Here is a 15,764-nt window from a genome sequence, read left to right on the forward strand (position 1 = left end):
CCTGACGGTGCGGGACCAGGTGTGCCGGACGCCGTGGTGCGGGGCGCCGATCCGGCACGCCGACCACACGGTCGCGGTCGCCAGGGGTGGGGTCACCGACCTCGGCAACGGCAACGGCCGCTGCGCTCGTTGCAACCTCACGAAGGATCTGACCGGGTGGGCCACCCGGACCCAGGACGGCACGATCGTCACCACCACCCCGACCGGGCACCGGTACACCAGCCGCCCACCCCGACCACCCAGGTCCCGGCCCTGGCTACCGGTCATCGAGATCGACCTGCAATGGCCCGGAGCCGGGTAGGGCTGTCAGCCGCCCGCGCCCTGGACCAGGACGGTGCGGTACTCGCCAATTTCCAGGGCGTCGGTGCCGGTCGCGCTGAGGGTGGTCGCTCCGCTCACGCCCGTGTTCGACTGCCAGGTGACCGCCCAGTTTGTGGTGGCGATGACCGGCCATTTTCCGGTGCCGCCGGTGCGGTCCGCGGTGGACATCCAGGTGTACTTGTGCCCGCAGGGAGGTTCGGCTTTCCAGTCGTAGTCGGGTGGTGGGGCGGTTCCCGTGCCCTGGCAGGTGACCGTGACCGGTGTTCCCGGAGCGTAGGCGCCGCCGGTGGGGGCGGGTTCGCCGAGGGACCAGGTGACCGATTCCAACGTTGCAGTTGCGATTACGGTTACCCCTGCAAGGGAGACCGTCGACGAAAGAGGGCCGGGATCGTCAACCCAAAGCCAACTCCAGAGATTCACGGCGAGCCGGTTGCGGTCCGGTCCGGCCCCGATTGCTGGGATCGGGACTCGAAGTAGAGCGACGGCTTGCTGAGCAAGAGTGGCGGGATTGGGTGGTGGAGGGGCTGCCGCGACACCATTCGGGGCGAACTGATATTCCACGGGCCTCCCCTCCAGGTTTCCTGGCGCACCAGGGGTGCCCGGAAGGAGAATGGGGCACGATCGGAATCTCAATGTGCCCGTCGATGGGTCGTTCCCAGCCCAGGCGGGATCGTTTGCAGGCGGGACCGCGGCAACATCCGACCAACCGCACCATGCGTCGAGTTGGACCTGTCCGAGACCTGAGTTCGGCGAAAGTGGAACCTGAAAATCTGAGTTCGGCCCAGCGGGCTCGCTGTCCGCAGCTCTATAACGGTCGGGGCTGCTGTCGCCGTCGTTGGAGACGGATGTGTGGAGTGTGCCGCCCACTCCATCTGCGGCGCCATTCTCAGCGTCCACATCAATGATTGGTTCAACGTTAGCGATCGCGAGATTTTTGTCACGAATAGGCGTCATAACAGAGACTCCAGGAATGGAGACCAGCATCACCGTCAGGAATGAGACGACTGCTAGCATGGCTCATCTGCAAGGTGGTCGAAGGTGCGGACCCGCCAGATACCGTCGTTCCCCCGAACGAAGCCTGCTTGAATATTGTTCTTGGATACTCCGACGGACCTCTTTTCACCTGTCGCCACCCATACCGAGCCATAGCTACTCTGATCCTGGCAATCACGCATAACAGCGACACTTTGACCATCCACTGGAATAGTCCAGTACGGATGCTGAACCACCGTTCCGTAGTAATCGATTCCCTCGGACTCAAATCGTTGCGCGGCTTCAAGGATCTGTGCCTTTATGGGGTCAATGCTGACTTGATCCAGAGCTGAATCTCTTAACTCCGCTGGCGTTCGAACTACATCGTTGTATATCTTCCAAAATTTGGCCCACTGTGCCTCAATCGCGGCTCTGTCGGCAGCTTCTTGCGGCGAGAGGCCGGATGATGAAGGTGTCGACTGTTCAACTCGGGTAGGCGAGGGGTTTGCCGAGGGGGACGCAGCGGAACTTGAACCTGATTCGAGCGAACTCGGGTCGACAACCGAGGGGCTGGCGGTGGGGGACGCGACTGAAGAGGATGGTGGCGCGTCGGCGGTGCCGGACGTGCAGCCGGCGACGAGAAGGATCACTCCGGCGCCCACGGCGCCGACCCGGAGTCGCGGACCGAGGTTCATAGGGTGATCCTTTCGAGCAATGGTGTCGCCGACGGCATGTCCGGTGTCAAGGACGCGCCCAGCCGCCGGATGGGTTGGCTGGTCGAGGTCACGGTTCGGCTGATGGTGGGGAAGCCGAACACGGCGCCGAAGGTGATCGGCGCGTCGTTGCTGCATTGCGCCGTCACCGTCTGGGCCCCGACGGTGATGACCGTCCCCACGTCGGGACCGCGAACCGCCAGGTACCGATTCGCGGCCGTGACCGGGTCACTGACGGCAACCCCGGCAGCGGACGAACGGGCGGGGTCGACGGCACCGACCGCGGCGGCGACGGCCCCGTCGCACAAGCGTTGCAGCCGCTGCCCGGCCAGGAAGGCCGATCCGGCCGCCGTCACCCCGGCGGTCAGCAGCAGCAGGCAGACGAACATCCCGATCACCAACGGGGTGATCGACCCGCGGTCGTCCGGTCCGGCCGCCACTCGGGGGCCGGGGCTCGGCGGCCGCGCCGGCAGCCGCGTCATTGGCTCTCCCGGAAGTCGCCGACGTGGAGGGTGAAGACACCGCTGACCGTGTTGCGGCTGCCGGTGATCACACTGGGGACGCCGGGCAGCGTCACGATCGCCACCACGCACACGTCGTAGACGGCGCCGGCCTGCAGCGACGGGGTCACCTCGGCGGACGTCACGCAGTCCCCGCCGACCGGGACGAACCGCAGGTCCATCCCGTCGGTGGGGATGTTCTGATCCGTCAACGCCAGCCGGGCGATCTCCTCGGCCCGGGCCACCCCGACCGCCGTGGTCGGCGCGAAGTCCATGACCCGTCCGGCGTCGCGGGCGCCCTGGGACACCGCGAAGGTCGCCGCCTGGATCCGCAGGAAAGAAATCAGGATGTAGACGGTCGGGATCAGGATCAGCACCGCCAGGAAGATGACCTCGATCAACGCCCGGCCCTCGTCGCCCTCCGCCGGACGCTCCTGCGGTGGCCGGTCGGACGGTGGCCGGTGCCGGCGTGGTCTCATGCGACCGTCTCCTTGGCGGAGTGGCCGGTGACCTCGATGGCCGGCAGCACCCCGTCGAGCAGACCGACGATGCCGGGCGCGTCCATCGTGCAGGTGACCGTCACCAGGAGCCCGTCGGCAGTCGAACGGCACCGCAGCGACGACCGGGTGCCGCCGACGACGCCGTCACCGAGCTGGTCGGCGACCTGAGCGGTGGTGACGGCCGCGGCGACGTCGTAGTTGGCGGCGGCCCGGGCCGCGTCGGCGGCGGCGGACGTCAACACCGTCCGTGCGTAGGCCCAGAGGCCGATCGACAGCAGCGCCAGGAACAGCATCAGGAGCAGGACCAGGACCAGCGCGAACTCCGCGACGGAGGAGCCGCGGTCCCGATCGTCGAGGCCGGTCAGCCCGCGCCGGTCACCGACTGGAACGCGTTCTGCACCGCGTTGATCACCTGCTCGCGGAACACGGCCAGCAGCGCGATCACCACGATCGCGGTCATGACCGTGATCATCACCCAGCCCGGGACGTCGCCGCGGTCGCGGTCCTCGTCCGGGGCCGGGGTGAGCCGGGCGACGAGGGCGACCGTCAGGGCGTTCACCCATTCCAGGGCGCGGTGGGTCGGGGTCATGGCGGCCTCCTGGCTGCGTGGTCGGGCGGGAAGGGGGACGGTTCACTGGGCTACCGTGGTGATGGCGAGCAGGCCGGGGTAGAGGGCGAAGAGGATCGTGATCGGCAGGACCAGGAACACGACCGGTGTCAATAGATATCTGTAGCCTCTTTCGCATGGACATGATGGCCGCGATCTACGCGCGGATCTCCAAGGACTCAGAAGGCGACGGGCTTGGGGTCGCCCGGCAGATCGCCGACTGTACCGCCGAGGTCGCGCGTCGAGGCTGGACGCTGGCGGGCACCTACGTGGACAACGACGTCTCGGCCACCCGGTCCAAGGTCCGTCCGGAGTATGAGCGGATGCTCGATGACGTGCGAGCCGGACGGATCAACGCGCTCGTTGTCTGGGACGTCGACAGGCTCACCCGCACGCCCCGGGAACTGGAGGACATCATCGACTTCGCTGACCGCCAAGGGCTCGAACTCGCCAGCATCGGTGGGGTAATCGACCTGGCCACACCCCAGGGCCGTCTTGTCGCCAGGATGAAGGGCTCCGTAGCTCGCCACGAGACCGAGCAGCAGTCCCGCCGGCTAAAGCGGAAGTTCCAGGAGCGGGCCGAGGCGGGGAAGCCTCACTCCTTCGCCGCGTTCGGATACCGACGCCGGGACGATGGCACCGATGAACTGGACCCCGACCAGGCCGAGGTGATCCGGTCGGCCGCCAAGATGCTGCTGTCTGGGATGTCGCTCCGGTCGACCACCGCCGAGTTGAACGCGCGCGGCTCGACCTCGCCTCGCGGTATGCCGTGGGCGTCTGCCACGTTGAAACAGATCCTGCTGCGCGACCGGAACGCTGGACAACGCGTCCACCACGGCCAGGTGATCGGCCCCGGTGCGTGGCCCGCCATTTACGACCAGGGCACACACGAGCGGGTGGTGGCACTACTCACCGACCCGAACCGGAAGACCACCCGGGGCGCCACCCGCAAGCACTTGCTTACAGGGATCGCTCGGTGCGGAAGGGACGGATGCGACGGGACGATGGTCGTCAACGTCGGTCGAGTCGCCCACGGGAAGCGGCAGCCCCCCGCGTACGTGTGCCCAAGGTGCACACGCATCCGCCGGAAGCAGGAAGACGTTGACGCGGTGGTTGAGGGTGTGATTGTCGTGCGGCTTTCCAGGCCGGATGCGCTGGCTGCGCTCGCCGAGGGAGACCCAGAGGAAGTGGAACGCGCGCGGGATGACGTCGAGGCACTGACCGCACGGATGGACATCGCGGCCGACCAGTTCGCCGACGGGCTGATCACGGGGGAGCAGCTCGCCCGGATCACCGGGAAGTTGAAGCCTCAGATCGAGCGTGCCCGCTCACGCATCCAGGCGGCGATGCCCGAGCCCGGGATCGCTGAAATGGTCGGGCCGGATGCTGAGGCTCGATGGAACGCGGCCCCGCTTGACGTGAAGCGGGCCGTCATCGAGTTGTTGTGCACCGTGACCATTCTGCCGTCCGGGCCGGGGAAGTCCTTTGACCCCGAGTTGATCCGCATTGCTTGGAGGACCGGGTGAAAGACGACGAGATCGGCAAGTGGTTCGAGGCGGTGTTCAATTCGGCGGGGGACGCCTCCGCTGCGCGGGACTTGGCCCATACGCAACTGAGGAATGCGGGGTTATTGCCGAAGGTCACCCTGCATCGCTACATGTGCAAGGCCAAGAACTGTCAGATCGCTACGGTGTTCCAGGTCGGGGGCCGGGTGCTGTGCGCCGTTCGGGACTACACGTTCTCACCCGGATTGAACGCCCAGGTCTCCGTGCCGGCCGCGCGGAAGTCGAAGACGCTGGATGGTGAACGTCATTGGCCCGGACAGGTTTACGACGTCAGCGAGCTCGAAGAGTGGGGCCCCCAGGCGGGCATGTCGTTTGAGTGTCGGCACTTTCATGGGACAGTGATTGCGGCGGACGCGCTCCGCGCGGTGGAAGGGGTCGAGCCTGGACGCCCGCGGCGGCCGACTTTCCTCCCGGCGATCCCACCGTACTGATGGTCGCATCGTGGGGAACGTTTGTTTCCACGACATGCAGGCTGCTACCGTAGGGAGCAGTTGCCCGCCTATGTAGGCATCCGGAATCGTGCAGGGCGCCGGGACCGAAGGGTCCCGCTATGCCCAAGACCGAGAAATCGGTAGCCCAGGCCAAGCACGCTGCGGCGGTCCGGTGGAAAAAGCCGAACCAGGCCGACACCGCCCGAGACCTCGCGACCGCCCGCATCGCTGAGTATGTCCAGCGCGTCGTAGCATCGGCGCCGCCGCTTCGCCCGGAGCAGATCGACCGGCTTTCCGCCCTTCTCCGGGGTGGTGGCGCCGATGCGGCGTGAAAACGACCGAAGCCGCCCGGCGGGCACCGAGGCGGCTTCGAATGGTCATGCTGGCGACGTAGTAGATGATACCCGCTTCGACCTTCTGGCGGAGGAACACCGACTCCTGATCGGCGCCATCGTCAATGCCAGCCCGGCCATCCGCGACAAGGTTTTCGCGATGCTCGGCCCGGGCGACCTAGACACGCCGTTGGCGGCCGACGCGTTGGAGATCCTGCGGGTTCTGCACCAGGACGGCGTGACCGATCGCCTGGAGTTGACGGAGCAGTTCAGCTCGACCGTGTACGCCCGTGCACGGGCGCCCCGCCGGCCCGGAGACCCGATCCCGGCCCGCTACCCCTGCGGCCCCATCACCTGGCTTGCCCGCGCCTACAGCGACGCGGTCCGGCTCGATGATGGCGCTGCGATCCTGGCGATGCCGTACGCCGGCGCTGGCCGGCGCCGCGCCCTGGCCGAGGCAGCCGACCGACTCGCCCAGGCCGCTCGCTCAGGTGAAGCCGACCATGACGATCTCGCGTGCCTCGTGGAGAAGCTGCTGCCTCTGCTCGGCCTGTACTCGGCGGTGGACAGATGACCAAGAGCTACTGGACGGCCGCCGAGCTGTTGTCCACCACGCTGCCGGTGGCGAAGTGGGCTGTGTCTGGAGTCATCGCCGAAGGTGTCACCCTGCTCGCCGGACCACCGAAGGTCGGCAAGTCGTGGTTGGCGCTCAACCTGGCTGTGGACATCGCCGGTGACACTGGCTCGGCCCTCGGCGGCATCGACATCCTGCAAGGGGACGTGCTGTACCTGGCGTTGGAGGACACCGCCCGCCGCCTGCAAGGCCGGCTCCGCAAGGTTCTCGGCGTCCAGCCTGCACCGCATCGGTTGCACATCTCCACCGAGTGGCCAGGACTTCAGCAAGGTGGTGCCGACCGGCTCGACCGGTGGTTGACCGACCACCCAGGCGCACGCCTCGTGGTCGTCGACGTGCTGGCCAAGATCCGCGGTCTCAGCTCGTCCAACGGCAACCAGTATGCCGAGGACTACGCGGTGATGAACCAGTTGAAGGTGGTTGCCGACAAGCACGGGGTGGCCATCCTGGTCGTCACCCACGTCCGCAAGATGGCGTCGGCTGACTTCCTGGAGCAGGTGTCCGGAACCAACGGGATCGCTGGCGCCGCGGACTGCACCATCGTTCTGAGCCGCACCCGAGGCGAGCTGCACGGGGAGCTGGACATCACCGGCCGGGACGTCGAGGAGACGAAGTACGCCATGGTCTGGCGTCCCGATGCCGGACGCTGGGATCTGGACGGCAACGGTCTCGCCGAGGCCCAGGCTGCCGCGCACCGTGCCCAGATCACCACCGGGTTGAGCGACCGGTCCACCGAGATCGTCGAGTTCATCGGGAAGCACCCAGACGGCGTCAAGGCCAAGGCGGTCGCCGAGCACATCGGGATCGACCAGGACAAGGTGCGTCCCTACCTCCAGCGGTTGGAGAAGTCCGGTCGCATCCTCAAACCGAGCACCGGCCTCTACACCCCAGTTACGGGCGTTACGACTGTTACGGCCGACGTAACGGATGCGACACCGATCGAGGACTTCGTTGATCCGGAGACCGGCACGACGGTTGTCTCGATCGAGTGGGTGGAACGTGACGCCGTAACACCCGTAACGGACGTAACCGGGGTACAGGGTGGGTGTCCGATCTGCTCGACACCTCTCGTGTTCGCCGCGGTCCCGACAGCTCGCGGTCCGGCCTGCCGACGGTGCGCTCCCGGCATCAAGGCCGGCACCACCTGCGCGGACTGCGGCCACCCGCGGGACCTGGTCAAAGACGGCCGATGCAATCCCTGCCAAGGTCGGGCCAGCCGGGCGGCGTCATGACGGCCTGCTGCACGACCGCGTGCCTCCGTGCCACGAGCCAGCCCGACCGATGTCGATGCGGCCACTGCGGAGGTCGGCTCCACGGCACCGCGCTGGACGAGTCCATCTACACCGACGCCATAGTCGACGCCCGCCGCCGCGGGCTCCACCACCTCAGCGACGCCGAGATCGTCACCGGCGACTACCTCCAGGAGATGCAGTGATTCAGCCAACCGAACACGCACCCCACTGCCCCGGACCCGATTGGGAGTTCCAACCGCAGCTCTGGCCGGGCACCGCGATCCGCGGCCGTTGCCGCAACTGCGGCGCCGTCACGATCCAGCGTGCTGACCGAGCACGCACCCGTACGCGCAAGGGCGGCGATGCGGCATGACCGAGTACTTCCCGGTCCCGTCGGGTTTCATGGCCGCGGGCCTCGTCGACGCCATCGGCCACCAGCTCGCCGCTGACATCGCGGTCCACGCGCGAGACGAAGCCACGGTCCAAGCGCTCATGGCCAGGGCCCGCGCCCTGGTCGGTGACGAGACGTTCCCGAAGGTGCTGTACGTCGCGCTCGGCACCCTCGCGGTCGGCGTCGTCGGACCCGTGCTCGAAGCGTCCGACGCAGCCGGCTGGCCGGTCGCGCCGATGCTTCGTGACCAGGCGGAGCAGATCCGCCGGATGGTCGACCGGCAGGTGAAGCGATGACAGGCGCTTGGCGCCCGCCCGAGACGTACGTACACCTCGGAGCATGCGTGGTCGTCCCCGCTCGGATCGCGGACATCTTGGACCGCCGCTTCGGTCTCGACAAGATCCGCAAGCAGATCCGCGGCACCGACCCCGAGCTGGACGCTGTCCTCCTCGGAATCAGCCTGGCCGGCCTGGCATTTCGTACCGCATCCGGAACCGTGATAGCGGAATCAGCGGAACCTGAGACACAGTCAGATCACTGGGTTGGTACGTCAACAGCCGCCGGACTTCTCGGAATGACAGACCGAGGAGTCCGCAAGGCACTCGCGGACCAGCGGCTGACGGGAACCTTGGTCGACGGTCGTTGGCGTACCACCCGGGCAGACATCGAGCAGTACCGGGCCAGCCGGGCAGCGTGAAGGAGAAAGACGTGGAAGCGGAAGTCACCGAGGCGATGAACACCCTGGCAGCGTTCGGTCAGGGCGCCGAGGGCCAGGAAGTGCTGAGCCAGGCCGTCGAGAAAGCGCGCGCACGCTACGACAGCATCCTCGCCGACGCCACCATCAGCGAGGACTACCGCAAGCAACTGCTCGCGAAGGCGTGGCAGCAGCATGGCGACGAGGTCACCGCCAAGCTGACCAGCATGGCGAAGGTGGCCGCCGCGTCCGACGTCAACGACGCCTCCAGCGTCTTCGGTGTCAAGGGACTGCCCGGTGACGTCGCTCAGCTCGCCATGAGCCGCCGCGACGCCGCCGACCGGGTCAAGGACATCCTGCGCGGAGACCAGTTGATGGACCTGCTGAACCAGGCAACCCGTTCCGGTGATGAGGTTCTTGCCCGCGCAGTAGCCGACCAGGCCACCCAGATCGGCGACGCGGGCGTGGTCAACAAGTTCGCCGCCGACCGGCCACATCTCGCCGACAAGGTCGAGCGACTGTGGAACGTCCACAACCGGCGCCACGATTTCATGCAGGCACTCACCACCGGCGCCTTGATCAGCGGCATGAAGCCCCGCGGCTTCGAACGATCCTACGAATCCGAGATCACCCGTCGAGCGAACGGCGAATAAGGAGAACCACAATGGCTGTCCAGTTCAAGGTGCAGAAGCCCGGCGCGACCGACACCGTCACCGGCGTCGACGGAGCCGCCATCTCAGACGACAACACCCTCCGCCTGTTCAACGGGACCACCCTGGTCAGGAAGTACCTCCCCTGGTCCTGGACCACCGTCAAGTGGGAGGACGTCTGATGGGGTACCGGGTGCAGCTACCGCGGACCTCCACCAGCCCCCAGGCGCCACCGGGCGCCATCGTCACCTGGCAGAACGCAGACGGAGTCTCCAGGCTGGCCGACGGCACGCTCATCGTCTACGAGGGCGCGGACCCGATCCACACCTACAGGTCCAGCGAATGGACCAACTTCGAGTGGTTCGACGCGAAGGCGAAGGCCAAGGCGGCGAAGTCCTGATGCCATTCGCCAGCAAGGCCATCCGCGACCGGGCGCGCCGACGCGTCGCCCGGCGCGTCATGGCCGGCGAACCCTGCGTGTTCTGCAAGCAGCCGATCGACCTGAACTTGGTGTTCCCCGATCCCAAGAGCTTCGTGGTCGACCACGGCATCCCGACCAGCCTGGGCGGCACCGACAACTACGAGGGTCTGCGCCCAGCGCACAACACCTGCAACCGGCAACGCAGCAACCTGCCGACCGGAACCGTCGGAGTCAACAGCGGCAGCCTGACCACCTGGGGGGAAGGGGACCGGCGCCAGGCCCCCAGCGACCCCTCGAGGCATAGGAATACATCTGGAGCCCCCAATGCCCCAGGGGTGCCGGGTGGGTGAGCCTGCGGGCGATCTGGGGCGCCTGGAGGCCCTGAGGGCCCGTCTGGAGGCGGTGTTGAGCGACTCGGGCACCTCGCCGCGGGACCTGGCGGCGGTGTCCAGGGAGTACCGGATGACTCTGGCGGCTATTGCGGATCTGGCTCCGGCGGCGGGAAGTTCCCCGTTGGATGAGATCGCGGCGCGTCGGCAGAAGCGGGGTGCGTCGTGACGATCTCGTTGGCTACCGAGCCGACGTTCTCGCGGGTTCCCGATGGTGATGAGGCGACTGGCCGGGAGGCGGTCGAGTTGGCGCGGGCGTATGGGGTGCCGCTGGATGACTGGCAGGCCGCGATCGTGCGGGGCGTGTTGCGTGAGTCGGGTGGCGGGTGGTCGGCGGCGCAAGCGGGCTTGGTGGTGGGCCGACAGAACGGCAAGGGCCAGATCCTGGTGGCCCTGGAGCTGGCCGGGCTGCTGCTGCTCAGGGAGTGCGTGCTGCATACAGCGCATGCGGTGAAGACCAGCTCGGACGCGTTCCGCAGGTTGGTGGCGGTGGTCGATAGCCACGATGACCTGACCCGGTTGGTGCGTCGCCGGTCTCATCAGGTGGGGATGGAGTACCTGGAGTTCGCCTCTGGCGCCCGGGTGTCGTTCACGACCCGATCCGCGTCCGCGGGTCGGGGCTTGTCGATCGACCGCCTGGTGGTCGACGAGGCGGAAGACTTGCCGGCCGCTGAGGTTGGAGCGTTGGCGCCGACGGTGTTCGCCCGGCCGCGGGCTCAGTCGCTGTACGTGGGGACCGCTCCGGGGCCGACCCATGATGCGGAGGCGTTCACGACGATGCGCCGTGCCGCGCACGAGGGGCTCAACCCACGGTTGGCGTGGTGGGAGTGGTGCGCGGAGTGGGGCGCCGACATCGACGACCGGGACCTGTGGGTGCGGGTGAATCCTGCGGTGGCAGCGGGCCGGGTGCCGATCCAGGCGGTCATGGACGACCGATCGATTCTGCCGACGGACCAGTTCCGGGCAGAACGGCTGTCGATGTTCCTGCCGCGCGGGTCGGGACCGGTGGTGTTCGACGCCGAGCGATGGGAGGCGTTGACCGATCCCGATTCGACGCCGGCGCGCAGCATCGCTATCGGGGTGGATGCTCCACCATCGCGGGATGCGGCGACCGTGTGTATCGCCGGACGGCGGGCTGACGACCTGCTGCACATCGAGTGGTACGAGACGCAGGACGGTTTGGGGTGGCTGCCCGGGTGGGTGGCGCAACGCTTGACCCCGCACGTCCGTGCGGTGGTGATGGACGCGCGGAACCCGTGCGCAGAACTGGACTGGACCTCCGCCGGGGTGCGCCCGACGTTGGCCGGGACCCGGGAAGTCGTAGCCGCCGCCGGTGCACTGTTCGACGCGGTGGCGGATGAGAAGACCCGGCATCGTGGACAAGTCGAGTTGACCCGCGCGGTGCTGGGCGCGGCGCAGAGGCCGATGGCCGGTGGGCAAGGTTTCGGGTGGGACCGGAAAGCGCCGGGATCGTCGGCGTTGCTGGCGGTGTCGCTGGCTGTCTGGGGTGTCGACTCCGGTGAGGTGCGCAAGCCGCGCCGGAAGCAACCGGGCGAGCCCCGCCGGGTCAGCGCGGGACGAACCGGGTCCGTCACCACCCAGTGGCTTTAGCGCGTCAAGGAAACGGAGAAACGGATGCCCTACGAGATCGCTTCCGCCTATGTCTCGATCGTCCCCACGATGCGTGGGTTCGATTCCAAGATCAATGACCTGTTCAAGGGTGTGACTCAACAGGCGGATCGGACGGGAACCGAGTCCGGCGACTCGTTCCTCGGCGGGTTCAAGGGCAAGGCGCTGGCCGGAATTGCCGGCATCGGTCTCGCGGTTGGCACGGCGTTCATGGATGCCTACTCGGAGGCGTTGGACGTTAAGGGGGCACAGGCGAAAGCACAGGCTTCGCTTGGGCTGTCACCGGACGAAGCGAAGGGCCTCGGCAGGACGGCCGGCTCCCTGTATGCCGCGGGCTACGGCGACTCGATCGGCGAGTTGACGGACTCCGTTGGGTCCATACAGTCTGCCTTCCAGAACCTGAAGTTGCCGGATGGGCAGTTGGAAAAGCTGACCGGCAAGGCGCTCTCGTTCTCGCAGGCGTTCGGCGGCGATGTCGAGTCGGTCGCGCAGAACGTGAACACCCTGCTGGGATCTGGGCTGGTGAAGAACGCGGACGAGGCGTTTGACCTGTTGACCAAGTCGTCGCAGAAGGTCCCGGCCGCGCTGCGCGGGGACATCGCCGACGCATCAGACGAGTACAGCCAGTTCTTCCGCACCCTCGGGTTCTCCGGTAACCAGGCGTTCGACGCGCTGGTCAACGGTGCCTCCAAGGGCACGTTCGGCATTGACAAGACCGGCGACGCGATCAAGGAATTCACGATCCGCGCGACGGACATGTCAACGTCCAGCACGGCTGCTTTCCAGTCGCTCGGTCTTGACGCCCAGGGTATGACGAACAGCATCCTGGCTGGCGGTGACAGCGCTAAGGGTGCCTTCAACCAGATCACCGATGCCCTTCTCAACGTTCAAGACCCTGCTGCGCAATCACAGGCTGCCCTGGCCTTGTTCGGTACGCCGCTGGAAGACATGAACGTGCAGGACATTCCCGAGTTCCTCCAGGGGCTAAAGGGGATGTCCGGCGGGATGGGTGACGCAGCCGGTGCAGCAGACGCGATGGACCAGGCGATGGGGTCCACCACGTCCGGCATCGAACTGCTGTGGCGGAACATGAAGTCGAAGCTCGTCGGGTTCATCAGCGATCAGGTGATACCCGCGATCAGTTCCTTCACGTCATGGGTTGCAGAGAACCTGACCCCGGTCATCAACGACCTGACCGTGTGGCTCGGTGAACATCTCGCCCCGGTGATCCAGAAGGTCTCGGACTTCTTCATGACGGTGCTGCTGCCGGCGGGGCAGCAGGTGTGGGCATGGTTCGAGGAGAACCTGTTGCCGACGGTCCAGCGGGTCGGACAGTTCATCGGCGACACTTTCGGCAATCTGTTCACGATCCTCGGCGGCATCATCGACTTCATCGCCGGGGTGTTCACAGGTGACTGGTCCCGTGCCTGGGACGGCATCAAGACGATCTTCTCCGGGATCTGGGATCAGATCCAGAACATCATCGGCTTGGCGTGGGACGTGATCACCGGGATCGGCGGGAAGATCCTCGACTGGCTGTCCGGCCTGCCGGGCTGGGCGTGGGAACGGATCAGCGCGTTCGGTTCCTTCCTGGTCGAGAAGGGGGAGCAGTTCCTTCAGTGGATCTGGGACGGCATCACCACCAAGGCGTCCGAGGTGTGGGACTGGTTCACAGCTCTGCCCCAGGCGGTCTGGAACCGGGTTGCCGCCTTCGGCTCCTGGGTTCTGGACCGTGGCAAGGAGTTCATCGGGTGGATCGTTCAGGGCATCAAGGACGGTGCGTCAGCGCTGTGGGAGTGGATCACGGGTTCCCCGGGTGACCCGAACTCGCTGCTGGGTGGGATCTGGAGTTCGTTCACCTCGATCGGCGGGAAGCTCTTGGAGTTCGGCGGCAAGGTCGTCGGCTGGATCGTCGACGGCATCAAGGCAGGTATCGGCAAGGTCGCCGACGCGATCACCGGGCTGTTCGACGATCTGACGTTCAACCCGGACGGCACGATCTCCACGCCGGAGGGGTACGTCACCGCGAACCCGTTCGCCGGCGGGTCGGCTCGCGGTGGTGTCATCCCCGGCAGTGACCCTGGTCGGCGGGACAACGTCCTCGGGCGGCTCCCGAATGGGGTCGGTTGGGGCTTGCGGTCCGGTGAGTCGGTGTTCGTCCCGGAGTTCACCAAGGCGATCGGCGGCGCCAGCACGGTCTCCGCGTGGAACCGGGCCGCCGAGCAAGGACGTCTGTCTGAGTACGGCTTCGCGCGGGGCGGTGTGGTCGGTTACGGCACCACGATGGCTGAGCTGACCGGCAAGAAGATGGTCGGCGCGGGCGATCCGTGGGCGAAGACCCTGATCGACTCGGCGATCGGCAAGGCCAAGGATTTCCTGTCCACTCTCTGGTCCGGGTTGTTCGGCTCGTCGGTCAGCGGTGGCCTGAACCTGTCGCAGGATCCCAGCTCGTTCGGCTGGAACCGCGCGCAGGGCATCGTGCCGTACTCGTGGAACGGCAACCCGATCCTGGGCGGTGTCGCCGGTGGCACCGAGGGACTATGGGGGGCGCTGCTGTCCGCCTTGGTGCCGCAGATTCCCGGCGGGTTGCTGTCGCCGCTGTACGGCTTCGAGAACCGCAACAACGTGAACTCGCCTGGCGCCCCATCGTTCCACTCCTACGGTCTGGCCGTCGACATCAACGCCCCATTCAACGGCAACGGCGCTCCTGGGTACGGGCGGTCCGGCCGAGGTGTGATCCCGGCCGAGCTGGCGCACAGCCTCGCCGCGAAGTTCGGCATGCTGTGGGGTGGCGACTTCAGCGGCACGCCGGACCCGATGCACTTCGAGATCCACGTCAGCCCGAACCAGATCGGCGCGGGCGGCATCCTGAACCAGGCAGCAAACGTCGCCAGCGGGCTGTTCTCGCAGGTGGCCGGCTCCGGTGTCGAGCGGTGGCGGTCTACGGTTCTGCAAGCCCTGGGCCTGACTGGACAGCCGGCGTCCTACGCGGACGTGGTCCTGAACCAGATGCGCACGGAGTCAAGCGGCAACCCGCGAGCCATCAATCTCACAGATTCCAACGCCACCGTTCGCGGCACTCCGAGCAAGGGTCTGATGCAGGTCATCGACCCGACGTTCCGGGCGTACGCGCTGCCGGGCTACAGCAGCGACATCTACGACCCGCTGTCCAACATCATCGCGTCGATCCGGTACGTCCTGGCGCGGTACGGCTCGATCCCGGCAGGGATGCGGGGCGTGGCGTACGACTGGGGCGGCTGGCTGATGCCGGGCGTTACCCCGACGGTGAACATGTTGAACAAGCCGGAAGCGGTGCTCGATCCGGCGCAGTCGCAGGCGTACATCACGCACGCGCAGGCGATCGCCGACGGGTACGCGGGTCGGACGCCGGCGATCACTGTCAACAACTACATCGACGGACAGCAGCTTGACGCCCGGACGGAGATCATCGTGGACGGCAAGCTCGTGCAGGTCGGCAGTGAACTCGTGACGGCGATGGCCCGTTCATGAACGGGCCCGGGGATCTCGCTCGCATCCTCAAGAGGGAGTTGGTCCGCGAGCCGCCGACCAACGCGGGCTTCTTCCAGGTGTCGGGTGTCCGTCCCGGCGACCATCTGGTCAGTCTTCGCGGCGGCGGCTTCGTCGAACCCATGCCGGTCGGTCGCACGAACTGGTGCCGGGCTTTCGCCGATGCCGTTGACGCCGGTGTCGCCGATGGCCGTTCCGTGTTCGTCTACTTCGTCAGCGGGCAGCCGGTCATCGTGGATGTGATGGGGTGACGAT

19 protein-coding genes and 1 pseudogene are annotated in these 15,764 nt (G+C 66.9%); 15 read left to right on the plus strand and 5 right to left on the minus strand.

The genetic code is table 11. The annotated features are described in order from the left end of the window. A pseudogene (locus ACOJUF_RS20725) lies at positions 1–301 on the plus strand (HNH endonuclease); the annotation flags it as partial. Positions 302–306: 5 nt separating this feature from the next. Here ACOJUF_RS20725 and ACOJUF_RS20730 read toward each other — a convergent pair. From ACOJUF_RS20730 to ACOJUF_RS20750, 5 genes are all read right to left on the minus strand, one after another. Beyond that, positions 307–489, minus strand: a complete 183-nt coding sequence (locus ACOJUF_RS20730) for a hypothetical protein (RefSeq protein WP_420123708.1) — start codon at positions 487–489, stop codon at positions 307–309. Positions 490–1,984: 1,495 nt separating this feature from the next. Further along, positions 1,985–2,488, minus strand: a complete 504-nt coding sequence (locus ACOJUF_RS20735) for a pilus assembly protein TadG-related protein (protein WP_420123709.1) — start codon at positions 2,486–2,488, stop codon at positions 1,985–1,987. Continuing rightward, positions 2,485–2,985: a hypothetical protein gene (locus ACOJUF_RS20740; protein ID WP_420123710.1), complete on the minus strand. Its 501-nt coding sequence runs from the start codon at positions 2,983–2,985 to the stop codon at positions 2,485–2,487. Before ACOJUF_RS20740 ends, ACOJUF_RS20735 begins: the two co-directional genes overlap by 4 nt. Beyond that, positions 2,982–3,371: a TadE/TadG family type IV pilus assembly protein gene (locus ACOJUF_RS20745; RefSeq protein ID WP_420123741.1), complete on the minus strand. Its 390-nt coding sequence runs from the start codon at positions 3,369–3,371 to the stop codon at positions 2,982–2,984. Before ACOJUF_RS20745 ends, ACOJUF_RS20740 begins: the two co-directional genes overlap by 4 nt. Next, the gene (locus tag ACOJUF_RS20750; protein ID WP_420123711.1) at positions 3,368–3,595 is read right to left on the minus strand and encodes a hypothetical protein; all 228 of its coding nucleotides are present in this window, start codon (positions 3,593–3,595) and stop codon (positions 3,368–3,370) included. Before ACOJUF_RS20750 ends, ACOJUF_RS20745 begins: the two co-directional genes overlap by 4 nt. Before the next feature lie 155 nt (positions 3,596–3,750). On the opposite strand from ACOJUF_RS20750, the gene ACOJUF_RS20755 reads away from it, so the two are divergent. The 14 genes from ACOJUF_RS20755 (at position 3,751) to ACOJUF_RS20820 (ending at position 15,760) form a co-directional block, all read left to right on the plus strand. After that, on the plus strand, positions 3,751–5,139 hold the full coding sequence (locus ACOJUF_RS20755) for a recombinase family protein (RefSeq protein WP_420123712.1): 1,389 nt from the start codon (positions 3,751–3,753) through the stop codon (positions 5,137–5,139). Continuing rightward, a complete protein-coding gene (locus ACOJUF_RS20760) occupies positions 5,136–5,609 on the plus strand; it encodes a hypothetical protein (RefSeq protein ID WP_420123713.1) in 474 nt (157 codons plus the stop codon). The genes ACOJUF_RS20755 and ACOJUF_RS20760 overlap by 4 nt, the downstream gene beginning before the upstream one ends. Before the next feature lie 119 nt (positions 5,610–5,728). After that, positions 5,729–5,941, plus strand: a complete 213-nt coding sequence (locus ACOJUF_RS20765) for a hypothetical protein (RefSeq protein ID WP_420123714.1) — start codon at positions 5,729–5,731, stop codon at positions 5,939–5,941. Continuing rightward, on the plus strand, positions 5,931–6,515 hold the full coding sequence (locus ACOJUF_RS20770; protein ID WP_420123715.1) for a hypothetical protein: 585 nt from the start codon (positions 5,931–5,933) through the stop codon (positions 6,513–6,515). The genes ACOJUF_RS20765 and ACOJUF_RS20770 overlap by 11 nt, the downstream gene beginning before the upstream one ends. Next, the gene (locus tag ACOJUF_RS20775; RefSeq protein WP_420123716.1) at positions 6,512–7,807 is read left to right on the plus strand and encodes an AAA family ATPase; all 1,296 of its coding nucleotides are present in this window, start codon (positions 6,512–6,514) and stop codon (positions 7,805–7,807) included. The genes ACOJUF_RS20770 and ACOJUF_RS20775 overlap by 4 nt, the downstream gene beginning before the upstream one ends. 402 nt (positions 7,808–8,209) lie before the next feature. Then, the gene (locus ACOJUF_RS20780; RefSeq protein WP_420123717.1) at positions 8,210–8,494 is read left to right on the plus strand and encodes a hypothetical protein; all 285 of its coding nucleotides are present in this window, start codon (positions 8,210–8,212) and stop codon (positions 8,492–8,494) included. 47 nt (positions 8,495–8,541) lie between these two features. Next, a complete protein-coding gene (locus tag ACOJUF_RS20785; RefSeq protein WP_420123718.1) occupies positions 8,542–8,895 on the plus strand; it encodes a hypothetical protein in 354 nt (117 codons plus the stop codon). 11 nt (positions 8,896–8,906) lie between these two features. Then, complete coding sequence (locus ACOJUF_RS20790) at positions 8,907–9,545, plus strand: hypothetical protein (RefSeq protein ID WP_420123719.1); 639 nt, start codon at positions 8,907–8,909, stop codon at positions 9,543–9,545. Between the two features lie 11 nt (positions 9,546–9,556). Beyond that, positions 9,557–9,724: a hypothetical protein gene (locus ACOJUF_RS20795; protein WP_420123720.1), complete on the plus strand. Its 168-nt coding sequence runs from the start codon at positions 9,557–9,559 to the stop codon at positions 9,722–9,724. Beyond that, positions 9,724–9,942 (plus strand): hypothetical protein, encoded by a 219-nt coding sequence (locus ACOJUF_RS20800; protein WP_420123721.1) that lies wholly within the window; start codon positions 9,724–9,726, stop codon positions 9,940–9,942. The genes ACOJUF_RS20795 and ACOJUF_RS20800 overlap by 1 nt, the downstream gene beginning before the upstream one ends. Further along, positions 9,942–10,313, plus strand: a complete 372-nt coding sequence (locus ACOJUF_RS20805; protein ID WP_420123722.1) for an HNH endonuclease — start codon at positions 9,942–9,944, stop codon at positions 10,311–10,313. The genes ACOJUF_RS20800 and ACOJUF_RS20805 overlap by 1 nt, the downstream gene beginning before the upstream one ends. Before the next feature lie 204 nt (positions 10,314–10,517). Beyond that, positions 10,518–11,963 carry a hypothetical protein gene (locus tag ACOJUF_RS20810; protein ID WP_420123723.1) on the plus strand — a complete coding sequence of 482 codons (1,446 nt, stop codon included), beginning with the start codon at positions 10,518–10,520 and terminating at the stop codon, positions 11,961–11,963. Positions 11,964–11,987: 24 nt separating this feature from the next. Beyond that, positions 11,988–15,491, plus strand: coding sequence for a phage tail tape measure protein (locus ACOJUF_RS20815; protein ID WP_420123724.1), 3,504 nt, complete (start codon positions 11,988–11,990; stop codon positions 15,489–15,491). Further along, complete coding sequence (locus tag ACOJUF_RS20820; RefSeq protein WP_420123725.1) at positions 15,488–15,760, plus strand: hypothetical protein; 273 nt, start codon at positions 15,488–15,490, stop codon at positions 15,758–15,760. The genes ACOJUF_RS20815 and ACOJUF_RS20820 overlap by 4 nt, the downstream gene beginning before the upstream one ends. Positions 15,761–15,764: the final 4 nt, after the last annotated feature.

Origin of the sequence: Nakamurella sp. (assembly GCF_048594475.1) — a bacterium.
In the GTDB taxonomy this organism is placed as follows: Bacteria; Actinomycetota; Actinomycetes; order Mycobacteriales; family Nakamurellaceae; genus Nakamurella.

Bases quoted from the DNA above. Each gene is read 5' to 3' on its own strand.
- ACOJUF_RS20730 (WP_420123708.1), bottom strand. From the start codon at position 489: ATGTCCACCGCGGACCGCACCGGCGGCACCGGAAAATGGCCGGTCATC.
- ACOJUF_RS20735 (WP_420123709.1), bottom strand. From the start codon at position 2,488: ATGACGCGGCTGCCGGCGCGGCCGCCGAGCCCCGGCCCCCGAGTGGCG.
- ACOJUF_RS20740 (WP_420123710.1), bottom strand. From the start codon at position 2,985: ATGAGACCACGCCGGCACCGGCCACCGTCCGACCGGCCACCGCAGGAG.
- ACOJUF_RS20750 (WP_420123711.1), bottom strand. From the start codon at position 3,595: ATGACCCCGACCCACCGCGCCCTGGAATGGGTGAACGCCCTGACGGTC.
- ACOJUF_RS20755 (WP_420123712.1), top strand. From the start codon at position 3,751: ATGGACATGATGGCCGCGATCTACGCGCGGATCTCCAAGGACTCAGAA.
- ACOJUF_RS20765 (WP_420123714.1), top strand. From the start codon at position 5,729: ATGCCCAAGACCGAGAAATCGGTAGCCCAGGCCAAGCACGCTGCGGCG.
- ACOJUF_RS20770 (WP_420123715.1), top strand. From the start codon at position 5,931: ATGCGGCGTGAAAACGACCGAAGCCGCCCGGCGGGCACCGAGGCGGCT.
- ACOJUF_RS20775 (WP_420123716.1), top strand. From the start codon at position 6,512: ATGACCAAGAGCTACTGGACGGCCGCCGAGCTGTTGTCCACCACGCTG.
- ACOJUF_RS20780 (WP_420123717.1), top strand. From the start codon at position 8,210: ATGGCCGCGGGCCTCGTCGACGCCATCGGCCACCAGCTCGCCGCTGAC.
- ACOJUF_RS20795 (WP_420123720.1), top strand. From the start codon at position 9,557: ATGGCTGTCCAGTTCAAGGTGCAGAAGCCCGGCGCGACCGACACCGTC.
- ACOJUF_RS20800 (WP_420123721.1), top strand. From the start codon at position 9,724: ATGGGGTACCGGGTGCAGCTACCGCGGACCTCCACCAGCCCCCAGGCG.
- ACOJUF_RS20805 (WP_420123722.1), top strand. From the start codon at position 9,942: ATGCCATTCGCCAGCAAGGCCATCCGCGACCGGGCGCGCCGACGCGTC.
- ACOJUF_RS20815 (WP_420123724.1), top strand. From the start codon at position 11,988: ATGCCCTACGAGATCGCTTCCGCCTATGTCTCGATCGTCCCCACGATG.
- ACOJUF_RS20820 (WP_420123725.1), top strand. From the start codon at position 15,488: ATGAACGGGCCCGGGGATCTCGCTCGCATCCTCAAGAGGGAGTTGGTC.